Annotated in this window: 15 protein-coding genes; 6 read left to right on the forward strand and 9 right to left on the reverse strand. The window is 67.5% G+C overall.

Annotation, left to right across the window (positions count from 1 at the left end):
* Positions 1 to 298 precede the first annotated feature (298 nt).
* Positions 299 to 853, forward strand: coding sequence for an NAD(P)H-dependent oxidoreductase (locus ABZX86_RS17495; RefSeq protein ID WP_355124565.1), 555 nt, complete (start codon positions 299 to 301; stop codon positions 851 to 853).
* On the opposite strand, the gene eccE is transcribed toward ABZX86_RS17495, so the two are convergent.
* Positions 841 to 2,487, reverse strand: coding sequence for a type VII secretion protein EccE (gene eccE / locus ABZX86_RS17500; RefSeq protein ID WP_355124567.1), 1,647 nt, complete (start codon positions 2,485 to 2,487; stop codon positions 841 to 843). The genes ABZX86_RS17495 and eccE overlap by 13 nt on opposite strands.
* 114 nt (positions 2,488 to 2,601) lie before the next feature.
* Here eccE and eccB point away from each other — a divergent pair, with 114 nt between their 5' ends.
* Entirely contained in the window at positions 2,602 to 4,077 is a 1,476-nt protein-coding gene (gene eccB / locus ABZX86_RS17505; protein WP_355124569.1) for a type VII secretion protein EccB, read from the forward strand.
* A 5-nt stretch (positions 4,078 to 4,082) separates the two neighbouring features.
* Here the strand turns inward: eccB and mycP are convergent, their stop codons facing one another.
* Entirely contained in the window at positions 4,083 to 5,570 is a 1,488-nt protein-coding gene (gene mycP / locus ABZX86_RS17510) for a type VII secretion-associated serine protease mycosin (RefSeq protein WP_355124571.1), read from the reverse strand.
* 16 nt (positions 5,571 to 5,586) lie between these two features.
* Positions 5,587 to 7,047 (reverse strand): type VII secretion integral membrane protein EccD, encoded by a 1,461-nt coding sequence (gene eccD / locus ABZX86_RS17515; protein ID WP_355124573.1) that lies wholly within the window; start codon positions 7,045 to 7,047, stop codon positions 5,587 to 5,589.
* A gap of 166 nt (positions 7,048 to 7,213) precedes the next feature.
* Here eccD and eccCa point away from each other — a divergent pair, with 166 nt between their 5' ends.
* A complete protein-coding gene (gene eccCa, locus ABZX86_RS17520; RefSeq protein WP_355124575.1) occupies positions 7,214 to 11,239 on the forward strand; it encodes a type VII secretion protein EccCa in 4,026 nt (1,341 codons plus the stop codon).
* A 290-nt stretch (positions 11,240 to 11,529) separates the two neighbouring features.
* On the opposite strand, the gene ABZX86_RS17525 is transcribed toward eccCa, so the two are convergent.
* The 5 genes from ABZX86_RS17525 to ABZX86_RS17545 all read right to left on the reverse strand — a co-directional run bounded on the left by ABZX86_RS17525 (position 11,530) and on the right by ABZX86_RS17545 (position 16,440).
* A complete protein-coding gene (locus tag ABZX86_RS17525; RefSeq protein ID WP_327143799.1) occupies positions 11,530 to 11,832 on the reverse strand; it encodes a WXG100 family type VII secretion target in 303 nt (100 codons plus the stop codon).
* 39 nt (positions 11,833 to 11,871) lie between these two features.
* Positions 11,872 to 12,201 carry a WXG100 family type VII secretion target gene (locus ABZX86_RS17530; protein WP_327143800.1) on the reverse strand — a complete coding sequence of 110 codons (330 nt, stop codon included), beginning with the start codon at positions 12,199 to 12,201 and terminating at the stop codon, positions 11,872 to 11,874.
* A gap of 177 nt (positions 12,202 to 12,378) precedes the next feature.
* A complete protein-coding gene (locus tag ABZX86_RS17535; RefSeq protein WP_355124577.1) occupies positions 12,379 to 13,590 on the reverse strand; it encodes a hypothetical protein in 1,212 nt (403 codons plus the stop codon).
* Between the two features lie 15 nt (positions 13,591 to 13,605).
* Positions 13,606 to 14,829, reverse strand: coding sequence for a hypothetical protein (locus ABZX86_RS17540; protein WP_355124579.1), 1,224 nt, complete (start codon positions 14,827 to 14,829; stop codon positions 13,606 to 13,608).
* 33 nt (positions 14,830 to 14,862) lie between these two features.
* Entirely contained in the window at positions 14,863 to 16,440 is a 1,578-nt protein-coding gene (locus ABZX86_RS17545; protein WP_355124581.1) for a serine/threonine-protein kinase, read from the reverse strand.
* Positions 16,441 to 16,597: 157 nt separating this feature from the next.
* Between ABZX86_RS17545 and ABZX86_RS17550 the strand changes: the two genes are divergently transcribed.
* Entirely contained in the window at positions 16,598 to 17,971 is a 1,374-nt protein-coding gene (locus tag ABZX86_RS17550; protein ID WP_355124583.1) for an FHA domain-containing protein, read from the forward strand.
* A 50-nt stretch (positions 17,972 to 18,021) separates the two neighbouring features.
* Here the strand turns inward: ABZX86_RS17550 and ABZX86_RS17555 are convergent, their stop codons facing one another.
* Positions 18,022 to 19,467 carry a metallopeptidase gene (locus ABZX86_RS17555; protein ID WP_355124871.1) on the reverse strand — a complete coding sequence of 482 codons (1,446 nt, stop codon included), beginning with the start codon at positions 19,465 to 19,467 and terminating at the stop codon, positions 18,022 to 18,024.
* Between the two features lie 229 nt (positions 19,468 to 19,696).
* Here ABZX86_RS17555 and ABZX86_RS17560 point away from each other — a divergent pair, with 229 nt between their 5' ends.
* Entirely contained in the window at positions 19,697 to 22,411 is a 2,715-nt protein-coding gene (locus ABZX86_RS17560) for an FHA domain-containing protein (RefSeq protein WP_355124585.1), read from the forward strand.
* A gap of 64 nt (positions 22,412 to 22,475) precedes the next feature.
* Positions 22,476 to 24,671 carry a hypothetical protein gene (locus tag ABZX86_RS17565; RefSeq protein ID WP_355124586.1) on the forward strand — a complete coding sequence of 732 codons (2,196 nt, stop codon included), beginning with the start codon at positions 22,476 to 22,478 and terminating at the stop codon, positions 24,669 to 24,671.
* The last annotated feature ends 153 nt before the right edge of the window (positions 24,672 to 24,824 follow it).

Here is a 24,824-nt window from a genome sequence, read left to right on the forward strand (position 1 = left end):
TGACGGCGCGACCTCACCAGCCGAGGCCGAAGACCGCTGCGGGCACATCGCGCAGCCCGCCTACTCATGGCGCAGCCCCTGCAGGGGCTTTATGCCGAGGACGCGCGCTGTGTGATGCGCATGGGTACGTGCGGGCGCATCGCGCAGCCCGGCCCGGTATCGCGCAGCCTGCTCTCGCGTCGCGCAGTGGTTATCTTTCGCGTCGCGCAGTGGTTATACGGACTGTTTGGCGGGGACGCGCGTTGTTCGGTGTGGTTAGGAAGCGCGCTGTGTGGGGGGAGCGGGGGAGGATGGTGCGGTGAGTACTCCCTTGCGGCTGGAAGTGATCGTGGCGAGTGTGCGGGCGGGGCGGTTCGCGCCGGTGGTCGCGGACTGGTTCGTGCGGGTGGCGCGGGCGGATGAGCGATTCGAGGTGGGGGTCATCGATCTCATCGATACGCCGTTGCCGGTGGATTTGAGCGTGACGGACGAGGTACGGGCTTATCTCGAAAGGATCGATGCGGCAGACGCATTCGTGGTGGTCACCTCGGAGTACAACCACGGGTATCCGGCGGCGTTGAAGACCGCGCTCGATACGGGCAAGCGTGAATGGCGGGGTAAGCCCATCGGTTTTGTCAGCTACGGCGGTTTGTCGGGCGGGCTGCGCGCGGTGGAGCAATTGCGGCAGGTGGTGGCGGAGGTGCATATGGTGTCGATCCGCGAGACCGTCAGCTTCCATGAGGCCAAGCGGAAATTCGATGCGGCGGGGGAGACGCGGGACGGTGCGGCTATCGATGCGGCACAGCGCCTGCTGGGTCAACTCGATTGGTGGGGAAGGACTTTGCGCGCGGCCGCCGAACCTTATCCGGGCTGACCCGCCAGGGCGTGCGCCGCCCGGGGCTGTCCGATGTAGGTGGATTCGCGGGGGATGGAGACCAGGTTCAGTTCCACCCGGGTGGTGCCGGTGCGCAGGGTGATGCGATTCCCCATCGCCTCCGGTTGCACGATGGACAGATCGGGCCGCGCGCCCGGCCAGCCCAGCGGATCGTCCGCCAGGTAGAGGGTGGTGACGCCCGCATGCGGCGCAGGCGCGAGCACGCCGTCCACCAGCACTGCGGTGAATCCCGCATCGGATTCATGGGTTTCGGCGGCGAGGGTCAGGCGTTCGGGATTGCCGATGGTGGTGATCAACTGCTCCCAGGCGTCCGGTCGCTGTGTGCGAATCAGGACGCGTTCGCCCACGGCCAGCGCGCGGAACACCAGCTGTTGCGCGAGATACAGTTCGCCGGAGACATACACGCTCGAAATGCCCTGGCCCACAAGACGTACCGCGACGCCACTACCCTCGTCATCGGAGCCGAGCAGCTGTCCGCAACCGGCGGAGGCCAGCTGTACCGCACCGATTGCCGCGACGTCGCGCACCTCGGTGGGGACGGTGTCGCCCAGGCCGGGCACCGCCAGCGGCAGGTGGGCGAGCAGGCTCTCGCGGTGGCGGCCGTTCATGGAGATCATGTGCGGCTGCAATTGCTCCTGCGGCAGTTCCCGTGCGGTGAGCCGCCAGGCCGCGCCGATGCGCACGGTGTCGGCGGTACGGCCGGGCCGCAGTCGCAGCGCCACCGTGGTGCCCCGGGAGGCGGGCACCCACAGCCGGGCCAGCTGTTCGGAGTCCAATCGCGCCGGGTCCACGGCCGCACCGATATTCACACTGTTGCCGAATTCGGTGTAGCGCCAGTGCTGGGTGAGCTCGCGCGGGTCCAGGCCCGCGGTGATCTGCAGGGCGGCCTTCGTGATCTCGGGCGCGGTCAGCGTGCGGGCCGGGCAGTCGGCATCCTCCAGGGTCCGCAGGATGCGCTGGGTGGCGATGGTGACGGCCCGGCAGGCGCCGTCCAGTCCGCCGCCGCGGCGATCGGCGGCATCGGGGCACAGCAGCGGGTCGAAGGCGATGGCCAGCCATACGGTCCGGTGCGCGGTCGCGGGCAGCGGGCCGAGCAGGGATTCGTAGATGGCGCCCGCGGGCGTGCCGGAGCGACTGCGGTGACCGTGCGAGACGATATCGATGCCGGCGAGCTGAATATCGTGCTGGGTAAGGCTTTTCGCGAGCTCGGGCAGCGGCAGCAGATGTGAGGCCTGCACGGTGGTGCGGTCGAGCCGGGTCAGTCCGCCCTTGGGCGGCAGGACCTCGACCACCGCGACGACCCGGCTGCCGTCCCGGAACAGCCCGAGTGAGCGGCCGTCACCGCTGTGGAAGTCGATGAGGCCGGCGCCCGGGTGCGGACGGCGGGCGCGGAAGCGGATTCGGGTGCCCAGCCAATCGCAAACTGTTCGTTTGCCCAGGGGTAACAACAAGACCAGTCCGCACGCTATGGCGACCCCGAAGGCCACCCGGAACGGCACTCCGCACACCGCCGCGACCACCAGCACGACCGCTGCGGTCAACTGGGCGACCAGCAGGTTTGCCAGGGTGATCCGGCCCGGCAGCGGGCGCGAAATGGTGCCGGATGCGGCCATCGTCGTCTCCCGATAATGCGGTTCGGCCCCGCGGCTTCGTGGCCGAGTGCGAATGAAGATCCCGCCGAACTGTACTGTGTGCGGCGAACGCAATGACTGGTCGGGGGAGTTTCAATGCCTTCAAAACCGACGACCCGATGGCAGGTGAGCGGTTATCGCTTCCTGGTTCGTCGCATGGAACACGCCCTGGTGCGCAGGGACGTGCGGATGCTGCACGACCCCATGCGGTCGCAATCACGGGCCTTCAGTGTCGGATTGATCCTCGCGTGCGTCGCCCTGGCCGGTTGCGGAGTACTTGCTCTGCTACGGCCGCAGGACAAGATCGGCTCCAACAAGATCCTCATAGGCAAGGACACGGGGGCCGTCTACGTGGTCCTCGACAATGTGGTGCACCCGGCGCTGAACCTCACCTCGGCACGCCTGGCGGCGGGGGAGGCCGCCAAACCCGCCACGGTGAAGGAGACCGAACTCGCGAAGAAGCCGCGTGGGCAGCTGATCGGCATTCCCGGCGCACCCGCCTCGCTCGCCTTCGATTCCACGCCGGGCGGTCGCACCTGGACGATCTGCGATGTGCTCGCCAATGACGGCAGTCGCACCCTGACCACCTCGGTGCTGGCCGGTGATCCGTTGCGGGGCAAGGTATCCGGGCTGGACTCGGGTAGAGGCCTGCTCGTACAGGGGCGTGATCACACCTATCTGGTCTACGACAATCAGCGTGCCCAGGTGGATATGAACGATCGAGCCGTGGTGGACGCCCTCGATATTCGCGGCCTGACGCCGCGGCCGATCAGTCCGGGGCTGCTCGACGCCATTCCCGAGGTGCTGCCGATCGTGCCGCCGCTGATCGCGGATGCCGGTGCGGCGCCGGACTATTCGATCGGCGACCACCGCATCGGCGATGTGGTGCAGGTGCGCACCGACAACAAGAACTATGTGGTGCTCGCGGACGGGCTGCAGCCGGTGTCGGCGCTGACCGCCGATATCGTGCGCAATGCCTACCGGTCCACGGCCGCCGACGATCACATCGGCCAGGCCGACCGCACCGGGGCGCCGGTGTCCGCGGCGCTGCCGGTCGCGAACTATCCGGACCAGGCCCCGGCCATTGTGGACGGTAAGGATCAGCCGGTCGACTGCCTGTCCTGGCGGCCGGTCGAATCCGCCGACCAGGCCGATGGCAGCAGGCACGCCGATCTGACGGTGCTCACCGGTCATGCGGTGCCCATACCGGACCGGGCCCGATTGGTGCCGCTGGCCCAGGCCGACGGCAATGGCCCGGCGGTCGACAGCTTCTATATGAAGCCCGGATCGGGCGCGTACGTGCAGACCACCGGTATCGAACCGGATAGTCAGCGGCGTGACAGCCTGTTCTTCATCTCCGATTACGGCGTGCGGTACGGCATCAAGAATCTGGAATCGGCCAAAGCTCTCGGTATGGACCCGGAATCGGTGCGGCCGGAACCCGCGCCGTGGTCGATCGCCGGTTTGATCGCGTCCGGGCCGACCCTGGGCCGCGAGGCGGCGATGGTGGCGCACGATGGTGTCGACCCCGACCCCAATCCGGCGAAAGAGCCTGTCAAAGCACAGAACTGAGCGGCTCAGGCGTCGTCGGAATGCATGCCGAACCTGCGGCGCAGGGGGAATGACGCCAGGAAGCCCAGCACCAGCAGGGCACCGACAATGCCCGTGCCGATGAGCGCCACATTGCGAGCGGTGTTGTCCGGTGCGGGTTTCGGGGCGGGAATGGCCAACTGCTGATCCTTTGCGGCGCCGGGTTGCTTGGGCGGCAGTTCGTTCGGTATCTCCGCGGTGAGTGCGGCCACGGGATCGACTGCCCCGTAACCGACATACGGATTCCAGCCTTCGCCGGGGGCGTGTGCGGTGGCTTCGATGCGCTCGATGATCTCGTGCGCGGGCAGATTCGGGAAGCGCGAACGCAGCAGGGCCGCAATACCGGAGACGTAGGGCGCGGCGAAACTTGTTCCGCTGTAGCGATTCACCTGGCCCTGATTGGTGACCTTGGCGGTGGTGAGGCCGGTATTGCGGGGGTCCAGGGAGATGACGTCCTCACCGGGCGCGGCCACACCCACCCAGGGGCCGGGGACGGTGAACTTCGAGGGCTGGCCGAAGGCATCGATGGAGCCGACGGAGAGCACGTAATCGTCCCACCAGGCCGGGGCCACATACGAATTCACGTGATCCCAGAGATCCTCGTTCGGGTGCAGCGGGTCGAAGCCGGGATTGCTCGCCTTGCAACTGTCGGTATTGCCCGCGGAGGTCACGATGACAACGTCCTTCTCCACGGCCGCGTAGCGCACCGCCGCGCCGAGGGCGCCCATCTCGGCGCTCTCGGGCCTGCTGGTGGGGCAGGCCACCAGGGAGATATTGATGACGCGGGCCCCGGCATCGGCGGCCCGGCGCACGGCCGAGGCCAGTGCGGAGATCTTGCCGTAGCCGTCGGGCATATCGTCGGGGCCTTTGTCGCGGCCCGCACCCTCGGCCTGGTACATGGCGCTGGTCTGGCGAATGGTCATGATCCGGGCGTCCGGGGCCACACCGGAGAAGCCTTGGCCGCCCACCTGACTCGCGGCAATGAGCCCGGCGACAATTGTGCCGTGCGCATCGCAGTCCTCGGTGCCGTCACCGGAATTGGCGACGTAATCGCCGCCGGGAATGAGGCCGGGCAGGCGCGGGTGCGGGGAAACCCCGGTATCGATGACCGCGACCAATTGTCCTGCGCCACGGGAGAACTGCCAGGCGTGCTCCAGATCCAGGGCGCGCTGGGTGGGTGGGATGGTCGGCCCGTCGCCGCCGGCCTGGGTGCTGATGCAGGGGGAGTTGGCCGGGTGCTCTGTTTTGCCGGGCGGGGCGGCGGGACCACCGGGTGGCAGTAGGCCCGGATCGATGGCTGGGGGTCGATCAGTCTGGGCTGCAATGGGATTCGCCTGCGCCGCCTCGGGGGCGATGCCGATGCCGAACGAGAGCGCCGACGCCAGTGCCGCCGTGGCGGCGACCGTTCGCAGTCCGGGGCTGCGCCATGACAGGGCGGAGTCCGTCACCGTTGCGCGGAAGTACTCGGTACTCATCGCAATATCCGCGCGCTCAGAGTCCGCGCACGAGCGAGTACAGGCCCGTCACCCAGAACACCAGTGGCACAACGGCGGCGACGAACGCGTACTCCAGCAGCTCCACCGCCCGCCGCAGCGGCGGGGTGGCCTGCTGTCGCGGCACGATGATGCCGAGTACCAGCGCTGCCACCAGCAGGATCAGTGCCGCGCCGAAGACGGCGAGGGGCTGGTCCACCAGAAAAGCCGCGCCGCCCAACAGGATCAGCAGCATGGCCGCGCCGCCGGCGATGAGGATGACGGCCTGTTCCGCGCCCGCGTAGGTGCGGCTGCGGAACATGAGAACCACGGCGCAGACCACGGCGAGCGCCAGGCCCGGCCAGTAGGTGCTGTCCGCATGCGGGTCGGTGGCGGTCAGTGCGCCCGCCCCGGCCACGAGGGTGGTGGCGGCGACCAGTCCGGCCAGATACCTGCGCGCCCGTTCGGATTTGGTGCGCAGGGCGTCCAGGCTGGGCAGGGCGCGGTGATCGTCCGGATCGTCTTCGGTGGGGTCGATCGGCGTTCCGGGCGCGGGCACCGGCGGCAGCGGCAGCCTGGCCAGCAGCATGGAAAGCCTTGGTGCGAGCGATAATCCGGCCAGTCCCAGCGCTGCGGCGCCGGCGCCGATGGCCTTCGACGGGAGATGGGTGAGCAGGCCGACGAGCGCGGCGGGAACCAGATAGACCGCGAGGGTGGTCGCGCCGATGAACAGGCCCAGTCCGACGCCGCTCACCCGCCACGCGAGAATCGCTGTGGCACCGGCCAATACCGCGCCGAGCAGCAGATTCGCCCAGCCGTAGTGATCGGGGACGAAGAGCATGCCCGCGCTGAAGGCCGCCGGCAGGGCGCAGCCGCCCAGCACGAGTGCGCTCGCGGTATCGCGGTACATGCGGCTGAGCACCATGCTCGACACCACTAGCAGGACGGCTACGAACAGTGCGACGGGGCCGCTCACCCAGCCGGAGACGGCATCGGGTGCGGCCAGCAGCCCGAGGCAGCCGACCAGCATGGTCAGCACCGCCAGCAGTGAGCCGGTCAGCCGGGCGGTGCGGGGTGACCAGCCGCGGAAGTGGTCGGCATCGGCAATGGCGACGTTGTACATAATGTCGTCGAACAGTGGTGTGGGCGCGGTGTGTTCGGCGCTCTCCAGCATGAGCAGCTCGCCGTCGCGCACGCCCTGTTCGGCCAGGCTGAGGGAATTGGACAGCGGCGGCTGCCCGATGCGGGCGAGCACCCACTCGTGCGGTTCGAAGTGTTCGCCGTCATTGTCGAAGTCATTGGTGCGGCTGTGCTGGGCGACCATATCGACCACGCTGGGGATGACCAGGGCGACCGGTACATCGATCGGAATGGCCATATCGACCTGGGTGTGCTTGGCCAGCAGGGTGACGCGCGCGAGATCCGGCGCGCGGACGGTGCCGCGTGCGTCGTCGATATGGTCCATTCGCGCGTTGGTCACGCTGCCCCCACCTCGGTGTGCGTCTTTTGTGCCCTCTGAGTGCGCGCGAAACCACCGTCGCAGCGCCGGGATATGCAGAAATGCTGCCCGCACTGTACGTCATAACGATCGCTGTACGTACACTGAGCCCCGCATTCCAGACATCCGATGGGGGATTCTGCACGCGATGAGCACTGTCCGATTCCAGCGCCGTCCACGCCGGGAGATTCCGCGCTCACCGGGTGGCGAGGTGACGCTACAGCCGCCGCCGGAGATTCCGCGCAATATTCCAGCGAACTTGTTTTCCAAGCTCATGCCCTTGGTCATGGGTGTCGGCATGCTGGGCATGGTCGTGCTCATGTTCACCTCGGGCAGCGGTATCGCCACCAATCCCATGAGTCTGATGTTCCCGATGATGATGGTCTTCTCCATGATCGGCATGTACGCAGGTCAGGGAGGAAAGGGACAAAAGGCCGCGGAGGCCAACGAGGATCGCAAGGACTATCTGCGCTATCTCGACCAGGTCCGGCGGGACGTCGAGGAGACGGCGGGGCAGCAGCGCGCGGCGGTCGAGTGGAGTCATCCCGAACCCGGGGTGGTGTGGATGCTCGCGGGCACCACGCGCATGTGGGAGCGACGTCCTGGCGACAAGGATTTCTGTCATGCCCGCATCGGGCTCGGCAGTCAGCGTCTGGCCACCCGGCTGGTGGCCCCGGAGACCGGTCCGGTGGAGGAGCTGGAGCCGATAGCTGCGGTGTCGCTGCGGCGCTTCGTCCGGACCCATTCGACGGTGCCGGATCTGCCGACGGCCCTTGCGGTGAAGGGCTTCGCGAGCGTTCAGCTGACCGGAGACCGGGCACAGGCCCGCGAGATGACGCGGGCCATGCTACTGCAGCTCGCCATGTTCCAGGGCCCGGATCAGGTACTCGTCGCGGTGGTCTGCGGACCCGATACCGCGCGTGAGTGGGAATGGGCGAAATGGCTGCCGCACACCCAGCATCCGGAGTCGCAGGACGGCGTCGGCAGTGAGCGCATGGTGTACGGATCCATTCGGCAGGCGCATGCGAGCCTGCATTCGCTGCTGCACAACAGGGTTCGCTATTCGCGCAATCAGCCGCCGAATCCCGGCCTGACGCAGCTCGTGCTGGTGGTGGACGGCGGACTGCTCGAGGCCGAGGAAGATCCCCTGCGGGAGAACGGTTTCGAAGGCGTCACCGTGATCGACCTGTGCGGATACGCGCCGCGGCTGGCCGCCTCGCGCGGCATTCAGATGCTGGTGGAGAACGGCGAGTGCGCGGGACGCGGGGCCACCGGCGGCATGGAACGCTTCGCGGTCATCGACCGTATTACCGCTCGCGAGGCCGAGCAGGCGGCGCGGCGACTCGCACCGTATCGGGCCGCCCTGCCGCGCGCGGGTGCCGATACCGGTGCCGAGGGCGAGGTCATTTCGAGCTGGTCGCAGCTGCTGGGCCTCGGTGATCTCGGCGCGTTCAATCCCGAGAGCGCCTGGCAGCCGCGCTACGGGCGGGAACGGCTGCGGGTGCCGTTCGGTGTCGGTGCGGACGGGCTGCCGGTGGTCCTCGATATCAAGGAAGCCGCCGAGGGCGGCATGGGGCCGCATGGTCTGTGCATCGGCGCGACGGGGTCGGGCAAGTCGGAATTCCTTCGGACGCTGGTGCTTTCGCTCATCGCCACGCACTCACCCGATCAGCTCAATTTTGTGCTCGTCGACTTCAAGGGCGGTGCGACCTTTCTCGGGTTGGAGGGGGTGGCGCATGTCGCGGCCATCATCACCAATCTGGAGGAGGAGGCCGACCTCGTCGATCGTATGCGCGACGCGCTCGCCGGTGAGATGAACCGCCGGCAGGAAGTGCTGCGTGCGGCAGGCAATTTCGCCAATGTCTCCGAATACGAGAAGGCGCGCGCGGCCGGTGCGGATCTCGATCCGATGCCCGCGCTGTTCGTGGTGCTGGACGAATTCTCCGAATTGCTGTCGCAGCACCCGGATTTCGCCGAGTTGTTCACCATGATCGGGCGGCTGGGGCGCTCGCTGCATGTGCATCTGCTGCTGGCTTCGCAGCGGCTGGAGGAGGGGCGGCTCAAGGGGCTGGAGAGTCATCTGTCCTATCGGATCGGCTTGAAGACGTTCTCCGCCAATGAATCCCGGCAGGTTCTGGGTGTGCCCGATGCCTACAATCTGCCGGGCAATCCGGGCGGTGGCTATTTGAAGTCCGACTCCGGCGAGATCGTGCGGTTCCAGTCCTCGTATGTTTCCGGGCCCTATGTGGGTGTCGGTTCGCAGCGTGATGTCGCAGTGGACGCGGGGGGCGGCGATATCGACATCACCGCACGCCCGTTCACCGCCATCCACGTGGATTTCCGTCCCGAGGACCATATTCCGCTGCCCGCGCTGGCCGATCTGGTGGAAGCGCACCCGGATGCCGAACAGGTCTCCAACCTGCAGATGCTGGTGTCGCGGGTGCGTGAGCACGGGCGCCCGGCACACGAAATCTGGCTGCCGCCACTGGATGCGGCGCCCACGCTGGATCAACTCGTGCCGCGCTCGGTGCTCACCGGTGATTGGAATCCGGTCGCCGCCCTGCGTGCGCCCATCGGCATTGTCGACCGGCCCTACGATCAGCGCCGTGATCCGCTGGTGGTGGACCTGTCCGGTTCGCGCGGCAATGTGGCGGTGGTCGGCGGCCCGCAGTCGGGTAAGTCGACGGCGCTGCGGTCGCTGGTCATGGGAATGTCCCTGACGCACACCGCCGAACAGGTGCAGTTCTATCTGCTCGACTTCGGTGGCGGCACACTGGTCGGGTTGGAGGGGCTGCCGCATGTCGGCACGGTCGCGAGCCGCATAGAGAGCGATAAGGTGCGGCGCACGGTCGCCGAGATGGTGACCATCGTGCGGCAGCGTGAGGCGCGGTTCCGGCAGCTCGGCATCGAATCCATGGCGGAGTTCCGGCGGCTGCGGGCGCTCGATCCGGCGGCGAGTTCGGCCGCCGCGGGAGCGCACGAGGATCCGTTCGGGGACGCCTTCCTGGTGATCGACGGGTACGGCAGCTTCCGGCAGGAGTTCGAGGCGCTGGAGCAGACCGTCATGAACCTTGCGGTGCAGGGGCTTTCGTACGGGGTGCACGTGGTGATCTCACTGGCGCGCTGGCCGGAGGCGCGGCCCGCGCTCAAGGATCAGATCGGCACGCGCATCGAGCTGCGGCTCGGTGATCCCATGGATTCGGATCTGGGGCGCAAGTTCGCGGCTCTGGTTCCGATGGGCAGGCCCGGTCGCGGTATGACCGCCGATCTGCTGCATATGCTCACGGCGCTGCCGCGTATCGACGGTGATCCGAACCCGCAGACGCTGGGAATCGGGGTGGCGCAGGCTGTTTCGGCTATTTCCGAACGGACGCCCGGCCGTCCCGCACCGCGGGTGCGCATGCTTCCGGAGCGGCTGCCCAGGGAAGAGTTGCTCGCTTCGGCTGGAAACTGGCCTACCGCAGTGGATTCTGCGCAGCCGACACTGCGTTTCCCGATCGGGATCACTGAATCCGAGCTGGCCCCTGCGCAATTGGACTTCACCGTCAGCCCGCACTTGGTGATCATCGGTGATTCGGAGAGCGGTAAGTCCACGCTGCTGCGTTCGATCGTCCAGTCGATCTGCGCGTCCAATACCCCGGATCAGGCGCGCATCATCATGGGTGACTATCGGCGCACCATGCTCGGCACGGTGCCGCAGGGCTATCTCGCCGGATACGGCTCCACCGCACCACAATTCACCCAGCAGATGACCGATCTGGCCGCGTACGTCACCCAGCGCATGCCCGGCCCCGATGTGACGCCGCAGCAGCTCAAGGATCGCTCCTGGTGGAAGGGGCCCGAGCTGTACGTGATCGTGGACGACTACGACCTGGTCGCGACCGCCACCGGCAATCCGCTGCACGCCCTGGTGGATCATCTCGCGCATGCCCGGGATCTGGGCTTCCACCTGATCATCGCCCGCCGCTCCGGCGGCGCCGGCCGCGCCCTCTACGAGGCCACCCTCAATCGCATGAAGGAGCTCAACTCGGCCGCCCTCATCATGAGCTGCAGCCGCGATGAGGGCATTCTCTTCGGCAACGCCCGCCCCGCCCTTATGCCCCCCGGCCGCGGCACCTATGTCACCCGCGCCGGCGAAGACCTCATCCAACTCGGCTGGCTCCCACCGGCATAACCGGCTGAGGTGCTCGTCAGTCGCATCCCCCGTCATCCCGGCGGGCTTGTGGCCGGGATCCACGGGGGATCCCGGCCAGAAACATGCCGGGATGACGGGGGGACTGCCCGAAAGCGTTGATGGTGCGGGCGACGACGACTCCGCGAACCGGCGCGCCCCGTCCTGCGAAGCCGGCGTGCTCCGGTGCAAAAGCTGGCGTGCTCCGTGGCATAAGCCGGCGTGCTCCGGTGCATAAGCCAGCGCGCCCCGGCATGTATTCGCCAGGGCGCGCTATTGGTTTGTGCTGCGGGTCAGAACAGGCCGGCGAGGGCGATGTCCTTGGCCTGGAGTTCGGCATTGCCGGTGCGGACCAGGGTGCCTGCGCCGCTGAGGGTGGCGTTGAGCTGGGCCACGTGGGTGTTCCAGGTGCGTTGCATATCGGCGAACGCTTCGTTGGCGTCGCCCTTCCAATTGTTGGTGACGAACTCCTCCACGCTGCGGTGGAAGGCTTCGAGCTGGTCGCGAATGTGCTCCGCTCGGCGGATGACCGAGTTGGCGCCGTCCGCCACGCCTTCGAAGTGCGCGGAGATGACCTGACCGTTCGCTGCTGCCATGGTGCTGTCCTTTACTGAAGTGTGTGCGTCCGGTTCGGGTTACACGGGCGGCAGGTCGAGGCTGGAGACCTGCGCATTGATCTGGGCCTTGTAGTCCTGGTCGTGCTCTTCGTAGTTGGAGCCGACCCGGATGAGGTTCTCGGTCGTCTGCACCAGCTTGTCGTTGAGCTTGTCGGCCTGGAAGTAGTAGCGCTCCATGAAGGCGTTGAACGCATCGCGTGCCCCGCCCTGCCAGTTCGAGCCGACGGTCATGTTGTCTTCATCGCGCTTCAGATCCGCAATGGCGTGCATGAGCATGTCGTGCGTCTTCTTGAACTCCTGGGCCTTGGCCTGGATGAGCTCATTACTGGCTTCGAATGCACCGGCCACGGTGCCTCCTTTCAATCAGTTCGAACAACGCGGTGTCGAGCACAGCGCGGGCTGACGACCTTTACACAGTGATTAGACGAGGGTCCTGGCCCGGCGGTTCCACCCCTGTGACAGCAATTGGCCAGCACACTACCCAAGGATCGGTGTCGCTGACCAGTGCGTACGGTCACACCGGGGTCACCAGGTGCTGTTTGCCAGCAATCCGTACTGTGCCGCGGCCCGCTGATGGGCGTCGTCCAACTGATCGCTCTCCACCGTCGCAACGTATTGGCGATACGTCACCACACAGCGAAAGCGCTTGATCTCGAAGTTGTCCTGAATAGGGTTTTCGCCGCATTTCGAATTCGGCAGCACCGCCGGTGCATCGGCTGGGCCCGGATAGGACTTGTCCAGAATCACCCCCGCCAGCTGTGTCGCGGCGGCGGTATCGCGGGTCCGGTACAGCATGCTGCTGCTCGCCATTTCCGAACTCTTCGAGAAGCGGTCCACACCGGCGGTTTTCATCAGGCGTGACCAATAGTCTTGATCGCCGACCTGATTCAGGAAACCGCGCAATTCGTAGCGGGCCTGCGTCTGCGGGTCCGGAATGCCGAAAGCGCTGGGCGACAGCGTCTGCCGCAACATATCGTCGGGGTCGTCGGGCAGGCGTAATGCATCCTCTTTGCTGAGGGGCTTCAATCCGTCCAGCAGCGGCAGTTCGGTGTCGTACACCTTCTCGGCGAGGGCGGTCAGCGGATCTGCCTCCGGCGTCTTCTCGCCCGCCATGAGGTCGATGACATAATTGCCGTGCGCCAGCGTCGATCCCATCGAAGCCACGCCGGGACGCCAATGTGCGTGCGCGGCAGGATATTTGGCCAATGTGAGCGGCTGATTCACGTCCGCCGCGACTCCGAAGTCGGCGGCGTCCAGTTCGGCGGCCGCCTTGGCCGCGGCGGCCTCGTCCGAAAACTGCACGACGGTGACCACGGTGAACCCCAGATCGCCCGGTATCGGCTCATTCCTGTCGAGCTGCCGGTCCGCATTGCTGGCGCTGACGCCGAACAGCATGCCATTGCTCGCGAGCACCGGCCGGGCAACCGCCGCGAGCATGGTCGCACTGTCGGCGTTGGTGAAGGCCGCCATCCCGGTGCCGTATTTGAGTGTCGGATCGATCTCCGGACCGTTGACCACCTGGTCGGCCAGCCGCATGGACGCCAGATTCAGACCGGAGGACATGGAGGGGTAGTAGATGTACCGCTGCTCCAGCGGCGCGGTGGAGTACGGCCCCACATCCAGTGTGCGCACATCGATTTCGTCCGGATGCGCCGTGCCGCCGACGTGTGCTCCGCACCCGGTCAGCGCGAGTGCGGCAAGACCCAGGGCCCCGCCGCGAATTCGTCGTGACAGCATCACAGTCCCCCCGGCTCAGTGTGCATTGACCAGAATGGCGTACTGCGCGGAAATGCGCTGCTGTGCGTCCAGCAGCTGACCCGCCGACACCTCGGCGGCGTATCGGCCGTAGGAGACGAAGCAGTAGTGCGCGTTTGCCGCGAATTCCGGGCCGATGTACTTGCGGCATTTGGCATTCGGCAGATTCTTCGGTGATTCGGCGGGCCGGAACAGCCGTGAGGTCTCGCTGTGCGCCGCGACGATCTCGGCCGCGCCCGCGGCGTCGCGGGCGCGGTAGACGTAGTTGCCCTTCCACGCCACCCGGTCCACGCCCGCGTCGTCGAAAAGCTTGACCTCGTCGGGCCCCTGCACGACCTGCAGCCCGCCCTGGCGGTCGTACACACCCGGCATGCCGGCCTGATCGGGATCATCGGCGAAGGTGGGCAGCGCCCGCGCCATGATGCCGTCCGGATCCACCGGAACCTCCATGAGCTGGTCCACCGGCGTGGCAGGGAAGGTGGCGAGCGCCGGCGGTATGACATCCAGGCTGCGTTGCACCCGGCCGATCTGCTTGGGCAGATCCCGGGAGCCGATCGCACCCAGGACACTGTCGAAGATATTGGTCAGAATGACGAATCTGCCGGTGGCATACCAGGACCGGACCGGGCCGCCGTCACTGTTCTCGGCCAGGGCGTAGGCGGCCGGATACTTGTCGATCTGGATCCGCTCGGCGCCGGGGGTGGCGTCGAAATCGGCCTGTCCGAGCGCCTGTGCCGCATCGGCCGCGGATTTGTCGTCGGTGAAGAGCAGGACGATGTTCTCCAGCTCGTACGACAGGCTGACCTTCTCATCGGATTTGCCACTGCTGACAAATCCTGAAAGAAATCCCTTTGCGGCGGCGTTCAATACGGCCGGGTCGGCGGCGACGCGGCTGTGGATCGCCTGCGAAGCGAAGTCGACGAAGGTGCGCACCGTGACGCCCATGGCCTGCGCCGGATACTTGACCTCCGGATCGACCTGCACGGGCAGCGGTATGTAGCCGCCCATCCGCATGGCCTCCACCTGCCTGGCCATATCGAATACGGTCGGCTTGCCGTAGTACTTGGGCTGGGTGGTGAGGTTTCCGACGTCCAGGCTTGCCAGGTTCACGACCGGTACGGGGAGGCCGGCCGGTTTGTGTGATCCGGATCCACAGGCCGCCGTCAGTGCGAGCGCCAGCGCTACTGTGGCGCTGAGCGCCGCCCGCCCCAGTTTCCGCATGGTTCCCCTCCGTCGGCCCGCGATCGGGCCACCCTACTTCACCCGGTTGTGCAGTACCGGCACCAGTTTGCTCAGCAGAACCTGTTCCGAGTCCGGGGTCCAATTGCGCATGGCGGCGACGGCGGCGGGGTCGTCGAGCGGCACCACGATGGCCCGCGAGCTGGTAATTTCGCTGGGGAGGCCGAGTAGTCCACCGCCACCGGCCTTTTCGTCACTGCGGACGGCGACGACATAGGAGTTGTCGGTCACCTGCAGCGAACCCCAGCCGTCCGAGGCGCGCGGCGAGGTCTCATCGCCATTGGGCGAGTACGCGACGTTGTAGACGAAGCCGAGGCTCTCCATGAACTTCGCCTGCTGGCTGCCGGTCAGGTAGATCGAATAGTGGCCCAGGGCCGAGCTCTGCTGGTTGACGTCCACCAGCGTGATGACCTTGCCCTGGAAGGCGGGATTGTTACTGCGCGCCTGGGCCAGTGGGGTCAGACCGCTGTTCGCCGAGGTGGGGGCGGCGGTCACCGAATCGGCGGCCGGGGGGTTGCCGGTGTGATCACCGCCGCTCAGAGCGACGATCCCGACACCGGCGGCCACCGCCACCACCACCGCTCCGGCGGCCGCGCCGAGGTAGCGGCGTTTGCGGTTCTTCTTACCCCCGGCCACCGCGGTCTTGGAAGTGACTGCGGCGCTGGCATTCTCACCCGGGCGCTGCAGCATGCCGGGCGACGCCACCTGAATGGGATAGGTGGGGGAGGTGTGGGTGGAGACCGGGTTGTAGCCGGGCGTCAGCGCATTGGCCGCCGCATCGGTGAATTCCCGGGAGCTGTTGAAGCGATCGGCCGGATTCTTGGCCAGGGCGCGCGCGAAGAGATAGTCCAGCGCGACGGGCAGATGCGGATTGATCGCGGTGGGACGGGGCGGCGGCTCATGTAGGTGACCCATCATGACCATGGCCGGTTGTGTTGCCGGATAAGGGTTCTGGCCGACGAGCAGCTTGTAGAACGAGCAGGCCAGGCTGTAGATATCGGCGCGGTGGTCGAGGGTGTCGCCGGAGAGCTGCTCCGGCGGGGCATAGGCGATGGTCGCCACGAAACTGCCGGTCTGGGTGAGTTCGGTGGTGTCCTCGGTGGATTTGGCCACACCGAAATCGGCCAGCAGGGCGCGCTCGTCCTCGCCGTCCACACTGGAGAGCAGGAAGTTGGCGGGTTTGATATCGCGGTGCAGCAGGCCCTTGCGGTGCGCGTAGTCCAGGCCCTTGCCGACCTGGGTGGTAATGCTCAGCGCGCGCAGCGGAGTCATGGCGGCCGGATCGCGTTTGGCCTCGGCCGAGGCGTCGGTGCCCTCCACATACTGCATGGCGATCCACAGCTGGCCGTTCTCCTCGCCCCGATTGTGCACCGAGACGATATTCGGATGGTCCAGGCCCGCAACCAGATTGGCCTCGCGTTCGAAGCGCGCCCGGAACTCCTGATCGCGGGACAGGTCCGCGGACAGCACCTTCAGCGCATCCATGCGCGGCAGGCTCGGATGCTTGCCGAGGTAGACGGTGCCCATACCGCCGGAGCCGAGTACCCGCACGATCCGGTAGCCGCCGACGATGGTGCCGGGACTCATCGCCATGCTGGGACTCCTGATCGACTCGGTGGTATGGGGCGCTGCCAGCCGGAGCTTACCGACTGCACCCGCGCCGGGATGACCCAGCGGAAGCCGGTGCACGTAACCTGGTCTCTGTGTTGAACGTCCCGTGCCGCGTGTATTCCAGGGGCCGGTTCCGTTGATGGATCGGCAGGTCGAGGTTGTCGCGGGCAACCATGTGCTCATGCGGGTCGCGGGGTCGGTACTGCTGGTCGCGCACCGGGAGCGGGAGCGATTGACAGCGGGTTCGCGGGCCGTGGCCGCGGCGAATGCCCTGGCCGATCTGGTGACCGAGGCGGCCCGGCAGTCGCCCGGCGGTCCCGGCGGGCTGGTGGCGCGGCAGGCGACGCGCTGGCTCATGAAGGAGGCCGAGCGGATCTCACCGGGACAGCCGGTCGAGTTCGGCATTCTGACCGCCGCCCAGAATGGTGGCCTCGCCATCTTCCTGCACGGTTCGGTGACCGCGGTGCTGGCCGGGCGCGCGGTCGAGTACTACCGCGGCGGTGATGCGGCATTCACCGTGGACCGGGTCGCCGAGCAGCCCGGGCGGGCCGCGGCGCTGTTCGTCGAGGATGGCAAGCGGCGGGTGCCGGAGCTACCCGAGCGCGGAATCGGTTCGCTGGTGGCGGGTGTCGCGCAGGCCGTGGGCGCGGTGGTGTGGTTCGAAGGGGAACCGGCGGTGCCGCAGCCGCCGGATCCGCCGCCGACCGCCGCCTATGAGTCGGACTCACAGCCGATTCCGCTGGATCCCAACCTGACTCCGACCCGCACCTCGACCAGTGTTCCCGCCGGGCTGTATCTGCCGCCTGTTCCGAGCGATGAGCGGGAGCTCGAATCACCCCCTGCCACAGCCGGTTACGATCCGCTCGGGCGGGCTGCGGACGACTTCGACCCGCATCGCGCACCCACCGAGATGGGCGGCGTCCGACGGGTTGACCCGAGCGGCGGCCCGGCCGAAACGGGCGGCACCAATCCGGCGCCGAAACCCGATCCGGATCTGCAGCGCCGGCTCGAGGCGACAGCCAAGGCCACCGCGCTCACCGTCAAGGTGCTCGGATTCAAGTGTGCGCGAGCGCATCCCAGCGATCCCCGGTCGGCGTTCTGCAGTGTGTGCGGGATGCCGGTGGATCAGACCCAGCCGGTGGCCGAGGTGATCCGGCCGCCGCTGGGCATGCTGGTGCTCGACGACGGTATGACCTACATGCTGGCCGCCGACGCCGTGGTGGGCCGCGATCCGGAGCAGTCCGAGGCGGCGCGAGCGGGGCTGGCGCCCTTGAAGATCGACGACAATTCCGGTGGCATGTCCCGGGCGCACGCCGAAATCCGCCTGGTGAACTGGGATGTCATGCTCGTCGATCGGGGATCGACCAACGGCACCCGGGCGCGGCTGCCCGGATATCGGGATTGGGTTCGGCTGCAAGCGAATCAGCCGATGACGCTGGTTCCGGGGACCGAGATGATGCTGGGAAATCGGGTGCTGCGGCTGGAGCCGGTCGCGCCGCCGCCGTTCGGGTAGAGGCCGTGGATCCCGGCCACACGCATGCCGGGATGACGGGGGCCGGTGTCCTAGGAATACCGTGAGGTGCAGGTGTTCTGGTTGCCCAGGACGCCGGCGCGGAACGCGTCCACTCGGGAGAAGCCGCTCGGCACCGTATTGCCGTCGGTGTCGCTGGCGGCCAGGCCGTCGGTGAGCAGGCCCGATACCGCCTCGTCCAGATCGCCCGAGGACAGCCCGATATCACCGTCGGACTTGGATCGGCTGGGGTCGGCCATCTTTCCGGTGATCACGCCGGAGAGGCAGGCCGCGCGCAGACCGGTCTTCGCACCCTTGAGCGTCTGCCCGGTGCTCTGCTGCACCGCCAGCGCGTAGCGGGAGATGAAGACCACGTAGGCGGTGAAGGCGCCGGTCACCTTGACCGGAAGGCCGTCCTGCTCATCGGTATTGACCACGCCCCGATCGTGCAGCGCGGGCAGATCGGTGCCGATGGTGTTGGTGGCGGGGCAGTAGGTGACCGGCTCGGTGTCTTTTCCATTGCGGCAGCTCATCTTCGCGCTGTCGTAGCTGTACTTCGGCTCCTTGGAGATCGGCATGATGGCGGCCATCTCCTTGGTCAGCTGGTCGAGATGGGCCTGGTCCACATCCGTCTCATTGTCGGCGGTGTCACTGCCCAGCGACTGCGGCAGATTGCCGCGCCGGCGCTCGATCTCCTTGGTGTCGATGCCTTTACAGCCCTTGGGCCCATCGGTGAAACCGACCTGCACGGCGGTGACACGCTCGAACGCGGAACCGTGCACGCTGCCCGGATCATTCGGATTCTCGTCACGAATGGCGACGGTGGTGGCCAGGATCGCGTTCAGTCCGTCGGAGGTATTGATGGTGAAGTGCTTCGCTTTGCCCTCTGCCACATAGCGAATGAACGCGCCGGAGAAACAGTCGGCCTGCTGCTCCTTGACCAGGGTCGGGGTCTTGCGATTGACGATATTGGCCATGGTCTGGATGGCGTGGCCGTACTCGTGCGCCAGCACCGTCACCACCGACATCTTCCCGAAGGTGTCCTGCACGGTCGGCAGCAGCACCGTGCGGTCCCAGCCGATGGAGCCGTCGAGACTGCAGAACGCGGCATTGACGAGCCGGTAGGTGCTCTCCTGACAGAACTGCACGGACTGCGCTCGCGGGGCCTTCGCGCTCCAGGAGATGAACTTGTCGACGGGTGTGAAGGCGCCGTCGAACTCCTTCGGATACTCACCCTGCCAATAGGTCTGAATATCGTCGAGGGCGTTGAGGACCAGCTTGTCGATCGGCCCGCCGTCGGAATTCGACGCTGTGAGCGTCGAATCCGGGATGCCCGTGCGCGGTCCGTTCGGACCACTGGTGGTGGGCAGTCCGGCCACTTTGAACGGATCGTCGTAGATCGAGACCGCCCGGCCGCCGATGTTTCGTGTGCACCCGGTCAACAGCACCGCGATCAAGGTGAGAACGGCGAATGTCACTGTCGCCCGGCGCCCGCGCATCCCCACATCCACTCCCTCACGGCCGACCGTAAATCCACCCCGGATCGGATATCGCGGCATACCGCGCAGCCCGAGCCTCACGCATATTATCCGCCGGGCCGCCACCGCGCCGTGCGGGTTACCTGCGGTTCCGGGCGGTTGCGGCCGGATCGATGCCTGCCGCCGGGCTCTCGGTGGACGGCCGGATACTCCCCGGGTCCGCGGCGGTGCAGCCGGTAGTATCCGGGCCATGTCTTTACCGGGGGCGCAGCAGATCACCGTGCGTCATGAAGGAACCGATCGGGTCTTCGACGCGAGCCAGCAGATCACCATGGGGCGGGCCCCGGAAGTCACGGTTTTTGTCGACAGCCCGCTGGTTTCCCGTGTGCACGCGACCCTGGCCTGGCGCGGGAACAGCTGGGTGCTCGCCGATAACGGCAGCACCAACGGCGTCTTCGTGGACGCTCGCCGGTTGAGCCAGCCGATCCCGATCGACCGGCCCACCCAGGTTCGGCTCGGCGATGCCATCACCGGTCCACTGCTGCACCTGATTCCGCGGGTGGGGACCCCGCAGGGACCGCCGTCGCAGCCGCAGCCACAGCAGCGCTGGGTGCCGCCGGTGCAGAATCGGCCGCAGCCGCAGTGGCCGCCTACGCCGCCGCAGCAGCGCCCGCCGGTCTCCGGGCAGCAGCCGCACGTACAGGGTGGGCGTCCGCCTGTCAGCGGGGCCCAGCCGCCGGTGCATGTACCGCCGCGCCCTGCGCAATCCGGGCCGCAGCATCCGGTACAGCCGCAGTCGGGACAGCAGCACCCGGTACAGCCGCAGTCGGGACAGCAGCACCCGGTACAGCCGCAGTCCGGACAGCAGCATCCGGTCCCGCCGCAGTCGCGGCAGCAGCCGGTGCAGCCGTCGGTGCCGCTGCACCCGGAAGCTCCGGACAATCTGAATATGACTGCCAAGGCCAGCATTTCGGCGGCGCCGCCGGTGCGGGCCCGCGCGGCCACCGGTCCGGCCGCGCGGGCGGATCGAATTCCGCCGGGCGGCTTGAACATCGGCCGTACCAGTGACAATCAGATCGTCGTCAATGATCCGCTGGCCTCGCGCCGGCATGCCCGGCTGCTGTCCGATCGCGGCAATCTGGCCATCGAGGATCTCGGATCGGCCAATGGCACCTTCGTCAACGGCCGCCGCGAGCAGCGCGCGGTGCTGCGCGACCGCGACATCATCACCGTCGGCAATGTCGACTTCGAGGTTCAGCAGGGCACTCTCGTGCGCCGGGAGCGCCCGCCCGCCGAGCAGGGTCTGCACGTGCACGGGGTCGGTTTCACCGTCGAGGGCAATAAGCAGCTGCTCGTCGATGTGAATATGCAGGCCGGGCGGGGCACGCTGACCGCGCTCATCGGCCCGTCCGGTGCGGGCAAGTCGACGTTGTCGAAACTCATTGCGGGAACGACACAACCGTCCTCGGGTGTGGTCACCTTCGAGGGTCGCGGGCTGCACGCCGAATACGAAGCGCTGCGCTCGCGCATCGGCATGGTGCCGCAGGACGATGTGCTGCACCGGCAGCTCACCGTCAAACAGGCGCTCGGTTTCGCCGCACAGCTGCGACTGCCGCCCGATACCAGCCGGGCCGACCGGCAGCGCGTCATCGACGGTGTGCTGGACGAGCTTTCGCTCACCCAGCATGCCGATACCCGGGTGGACCGGCTCTCCGGTGGTCAGCGCAAGCGCGCCTCGGTGGCCATGGAACTGCTCACCGGTCCCTCGCTGCTGATTCTCGACGAGCCCACCTCCGGTCTGGATCCGGCGCTGGACCGTCAGGTCATGACCATGCTGCGCGAGCTCGCCGACGCCGGCCGCACCGTTATCGTGGTCACGCATTCCGTTGCGTGCCTGGATATGTGCGATCAGGTGCTGCTGCTCGCTCCCGGCGGCAAGACCGCGTTCTGCGGGCATCCGGGCAGTGTGCGCGATTTCCTCGGCACCAGTGACTGGGCGGAGATCTTCTCCCGCGTCGCCAGTGATCCCGATCGCGCGTTCGCGAATTTCCGTTCCCGGCAGGCGTTTGCGCCACCACCACCGGCCGTGCAGCCGGGCGGAAAGGCGAAGCCACCGAAATCCAGTGCGCTCAAGCAGTTCTCGACACTGTCGCGCCGGCAGTTCCGGCTGGTGCTCGCCGATCGCGGGTATCTCGCCTTCCTGCTGATACTTCCGTTCGTGCTTGGCGGGCTGTCGCTGGTGGTGCCGGGCAAGAACGGCTTCCAGAAGGGCGGGTTCACCCAGATGCCCGACGGTTCCTTCGTCGCCACCGGCGGCAGTGAGGCGCAATCGCTGCTGGTGGTGCTGATTCTCGGCGCCTGCTTCATGGGATCGACACTGACGGTGCGTGATCTGGTGGGCGAGCGTGCCATCTACTACCGCGAGCGCGCGGTCGGATTGCGCTCCGGCTCCTACCTGATGTCCAAGGTCGTGGTGTTCAGCTTCGCGGCGCTGCTGCAGTCCGGCGTGATGATGGGCATCGTGCTCCTGGCCAAGAAGCGGCCGGGACCGGGCGCGGTCCTCTCCGCCGGTAGCGCCGAGTTGTACATCGATATTGCGATGACCGCGGTGACCTGTGTGGTGGTCGGGCTGCTGCTGTCCACGCTCGCCAAGTCCAATGAGCAGGTGATGCCGCTGCTGGTGGTCACCATCATGGCGCAGCTGGTCATGGCGGGCGGCATGATCCCGGTGACCGGCCGTGTTGTGCTGGAACAGGTTTCGTGGCTGTTCCCGGCGCGCTGGGGCTATGCGTCGGGCGCGTCCACGGTCAATATTCGCGAGCTTTTCGCCACCGCGCAGCCCGATCGGCTGTGGAAGCATGCGGCGAATATCTGGTATCTGGATATCGGCATGCTGCTGGTGCTCACCGTCATTCTGACGCTGTTCACCTGGTCGCGACTGCGGCTGAAGAAGTCCGCGGTATGAGCCCGGGGGCCCGGTTGGGCAGGGAGTCGCGCGCTTCCCTCGGCGAGCAGGCACACTGATGGCTGTGACAGCTCGAGTTGGGGCAGTGCATCTGGGCTGGGACGTGGTATCGGTGGCCGCCGGTGGCGGTGGCGCGTCGATACGTCCGGTCCAGGTCGAGGGCACATATACACCGCCCGCCTATCTGCTGGCGGATTCATCCGGCCGACTGCATACCGCAGGTGTGGACCGGCGTCCCGACGTCGGCATCGCCATCTCCGATGTGCGCGACATCCTGGGGCATCCGCAGATCGTGGTGGCCGGGGCGACCTGGCCCGCGGACCTGGTGTTCAAGGCCCGCATGTTCAATCCGCTGGCGGCGGTGATCACGCATCTGGGCGCGCAGCCCGATGTGCTGGCGCTGCCGTTCCCCGATGAGTGGCCCGACCCCAAGGTCGACGAATTCGTGCGCCTGGTCGAGAACCTCGGCGTTGTGGCCGAGGCGCTGCCCGAATCGGTGGCGCTCTCCGGATACATTCGCGCGCTCGGGCTGGTGCGCGGCACCGGTCGCGGGCCGGGGGTCGGCGCCACCGGCGTCTACTCCGACGGACGTGAAGTGCTGGTGGTGGCCGTGCACGGCGACGACGATCAGCCCACCGAATCGGTGAGCGTGCCCATCACCGCCGACGCTCTGCATCAGGCGCGGGCCGCCGACAATGTGGTCATCGAGGTGATGGCCGCCGCGCGCGGCGTCGGCGCCGATACCTCCACCGTGCTGCTGGCGGGCAATGTGTGCTTCAACGACGCGCTGCGACTGGCCTTCCAGAACCATCTCGGGCACCGGTTCCACGTGGCGGAGCATCCGATGCACGCGCTGGTGCTCGGCGCCACGCATCTGCTGGTCAATGACAGTGAGCTCACCGCGGAGGCGATGGCGGCTCGCCCGGAAACGCAGGTCCCGCAACAGGGTTCGGCCCCGAGCGCGCCGCGGCATGCGGACCACGGTGGCCGGTCCGGGCCCTCGACCGGGGAGTTCCCGCGGCACGGACAGGTCGCGCCGCAGGGCCCGGCGGTGCCCGAGCCCGCAGGTGCGGAGGCCCGGCCGGTGGATCAGGGTCCGCGAAATGTGGCGCCGCCGAGTGAATCCGGTGCACCGCGCACCGAATCTTCGCATGCGGCAGGTCCTGTCACCGGAACGCAGCCGGTGGTCGATCCGGCGGGGGAGACCCGGCGGGTGAGTGCCGAGGACCTCGCGCAGGTTCCGACCGCATCGCGCGGCGGGCTGCCGCCGGGGCTGGCGGGGGTGGGTGGACGTTTCACCCGGCCGCCGGGGACTCCGGCCGATGATCAGATGACGGCTGTCATGGGGCATACGGCGCAGCCCGGCCAGGAGGGGCAGGGTTACGGCCAGGAGGGGCAGGGTTACGGCCAGGAGGGGCAGGGTTACGGCCAGCCCGGTGCGCAACAGCGTCCGGCCGGTGAGGGCTATGGGCCCGGGCAGCCTAATCCCGGTGCGGGACAGCAGAACCCGGGTTCGGGGCAGCAGAGCCCCGGCGCGGGTCAGCCCAATCCTCCTGCGGTGCAATATGGTCCGGGTTACGGTCCGACCGGCGCTCCGCAGGGGCAACCCGGTTACGGCCAGCCGGGGCAACCGAACTACGGACAGCAGGGGCAACCCGGCTACGGCCCGCAGGACGGGTCCGCGCAGGGCCAGTACGGCCAGCCCGGACAGGGTGGTTACGGCGCTCCGGGCACGGGATACGGTCCGGGCAACTACGCCGGACCGGGTGCGAACTTTGCGGGTCCTTCCGGAAACGCTCCTGGTCAGGCCGGTGCGATGTACGGTGGGTCGATGCCGCAGAGTGGGTCGCGTCAGCCGAATCCGCAGCCGCCGGAAGAAGGTGCCGGACAGTCTGATTCGAGTTCCGGTGGTGACGGCAAGCGCAAGGGCAAGCTGTGGAACAAGATGAAGGGCAACCTGTTCGGTGCGCCCATCATCATCGGCGCCGCCGCGCTGGGCGCCATGGGCATGATGCATTCCGATACCGAATCGGTGCAGCTCGCGGCCGGGCAGTCCGGCATATCCGACATGTTGGATACGCACCTGATCGATCAGGTCTGCGCGCTGACCCCGTGGGCATCGGGCACCCCGCTGCCGGGCATCTCCAGCATCGACGATCCGCAGCACCTAGGTTGCCTCACGCTCGGCATCGATACGCTGCGCTACACCATTCCGGGACCGGTCCGCGGTGTGGACCCGGGCCCGCCGATGCAGATCTGACCTGGTCGTAGTCCGGTTCCGGCCGGTGGGGCAGCGGCCGGTTTCAGGTCGATGGGGCGGCGCTGGTACTGTGGCTCGTTGGCGTGCGGTACGGCCGGGGTTCATTCCTGGCTGTCGCGCGAGCCCCGGGTCTCCACCAGCCGCCGGGATCAC

Origin of the sequence: Nocardia sp. NPDC006630 (genome assembly GCF_040611495.1) — a bacterium.
Classification (GTDB): Bacteria; Actinomycetota; Actinomycetes; order Mycobacteriales; family Mycobacteriaceae; genus Nocardia.

Excerpts from the sequence above, each read along its gene's own strand:
- ABZX86_RS17540 (WP_355124579.1), bottom strand. The coding sequence starts at position 14,829 with ATGCGGAAACTGGGGCGGGCGGCGCTCAGCGCCACAGTAGCGCTGGCG.
- ABZX86_RS17550 (WP_355124583.1), top strand. The coding sequence starts at position 16,598 with ATGGATCGGCAGGTCGAGGTTGTCGCGGGCAACCATGTGCTCATGCGG.
- eccCa (WP_355124575.1), top strand. The coding sequence starts at position 7,214 with ATGAGCACTGTCCGATTCCAGCGCCGTCCACGCCGGGAGATTCCGCGC.
- eccB (WP_355124569.1), top strand. The coding sequence starts at position 2,602 with ATGCCTTCAAAACCGACGACCCGATGGCAGGTGAGCGGTTATCGCTTC.
- ABZX86_RS17535 (WP_355124577.1), bottom strand. The coding sequence starts at position 13,590 with ATGCTGTCACGACGAATTCGCGGCGGGGCCCTGGGTCTTGCCGCACTC.
- ABZX86_RS17560 (WP_355124585.1), top strand. The coding sequence starts at position 19,697 with ATGTCTTTACCGGGGGCGCAGCAGATCACCGTGCGTCATGAAGGAACC.
- mycP (WP_355124571.1), bottom strand. The coding sequence starts at position 5,570 with ATGAGTACCGAGTACTTCCGCGCAACGGTGACGGACTCCGCCCTGTCA.
- ABZX86_RS17555 (WP_355124871.1), bottom strand. The coding sequence starts at position 19,467 with ATGCGCGGGCGCCGGGCGACAGTGACATTCGCCGTTCTCACCTTGATC.
- ABZX86_RS17525 (WP_327143799.1), bottom strand. The coding sequence starts at position 11,832 with ATGGCAGCAGCGAACGGTCAGGTCATCTCCGCGCACTTCGAAGGCGTG.
- eccE (WP_355124567.1), bottom strand. The coding sequence starts at position 2,487 with ATGGCCGCATCCGGCACCATTTCGCGCCCGCTGCCGGGCCGGATCACC.
- ABZX86_RS17545 (WP_355124581.1), bottom strand. The coding sequence starts at position 16,440 with ATGGCGATGAGTCCCGGCACCATCGTCGGCGGCTACCGGATCGTGCGG.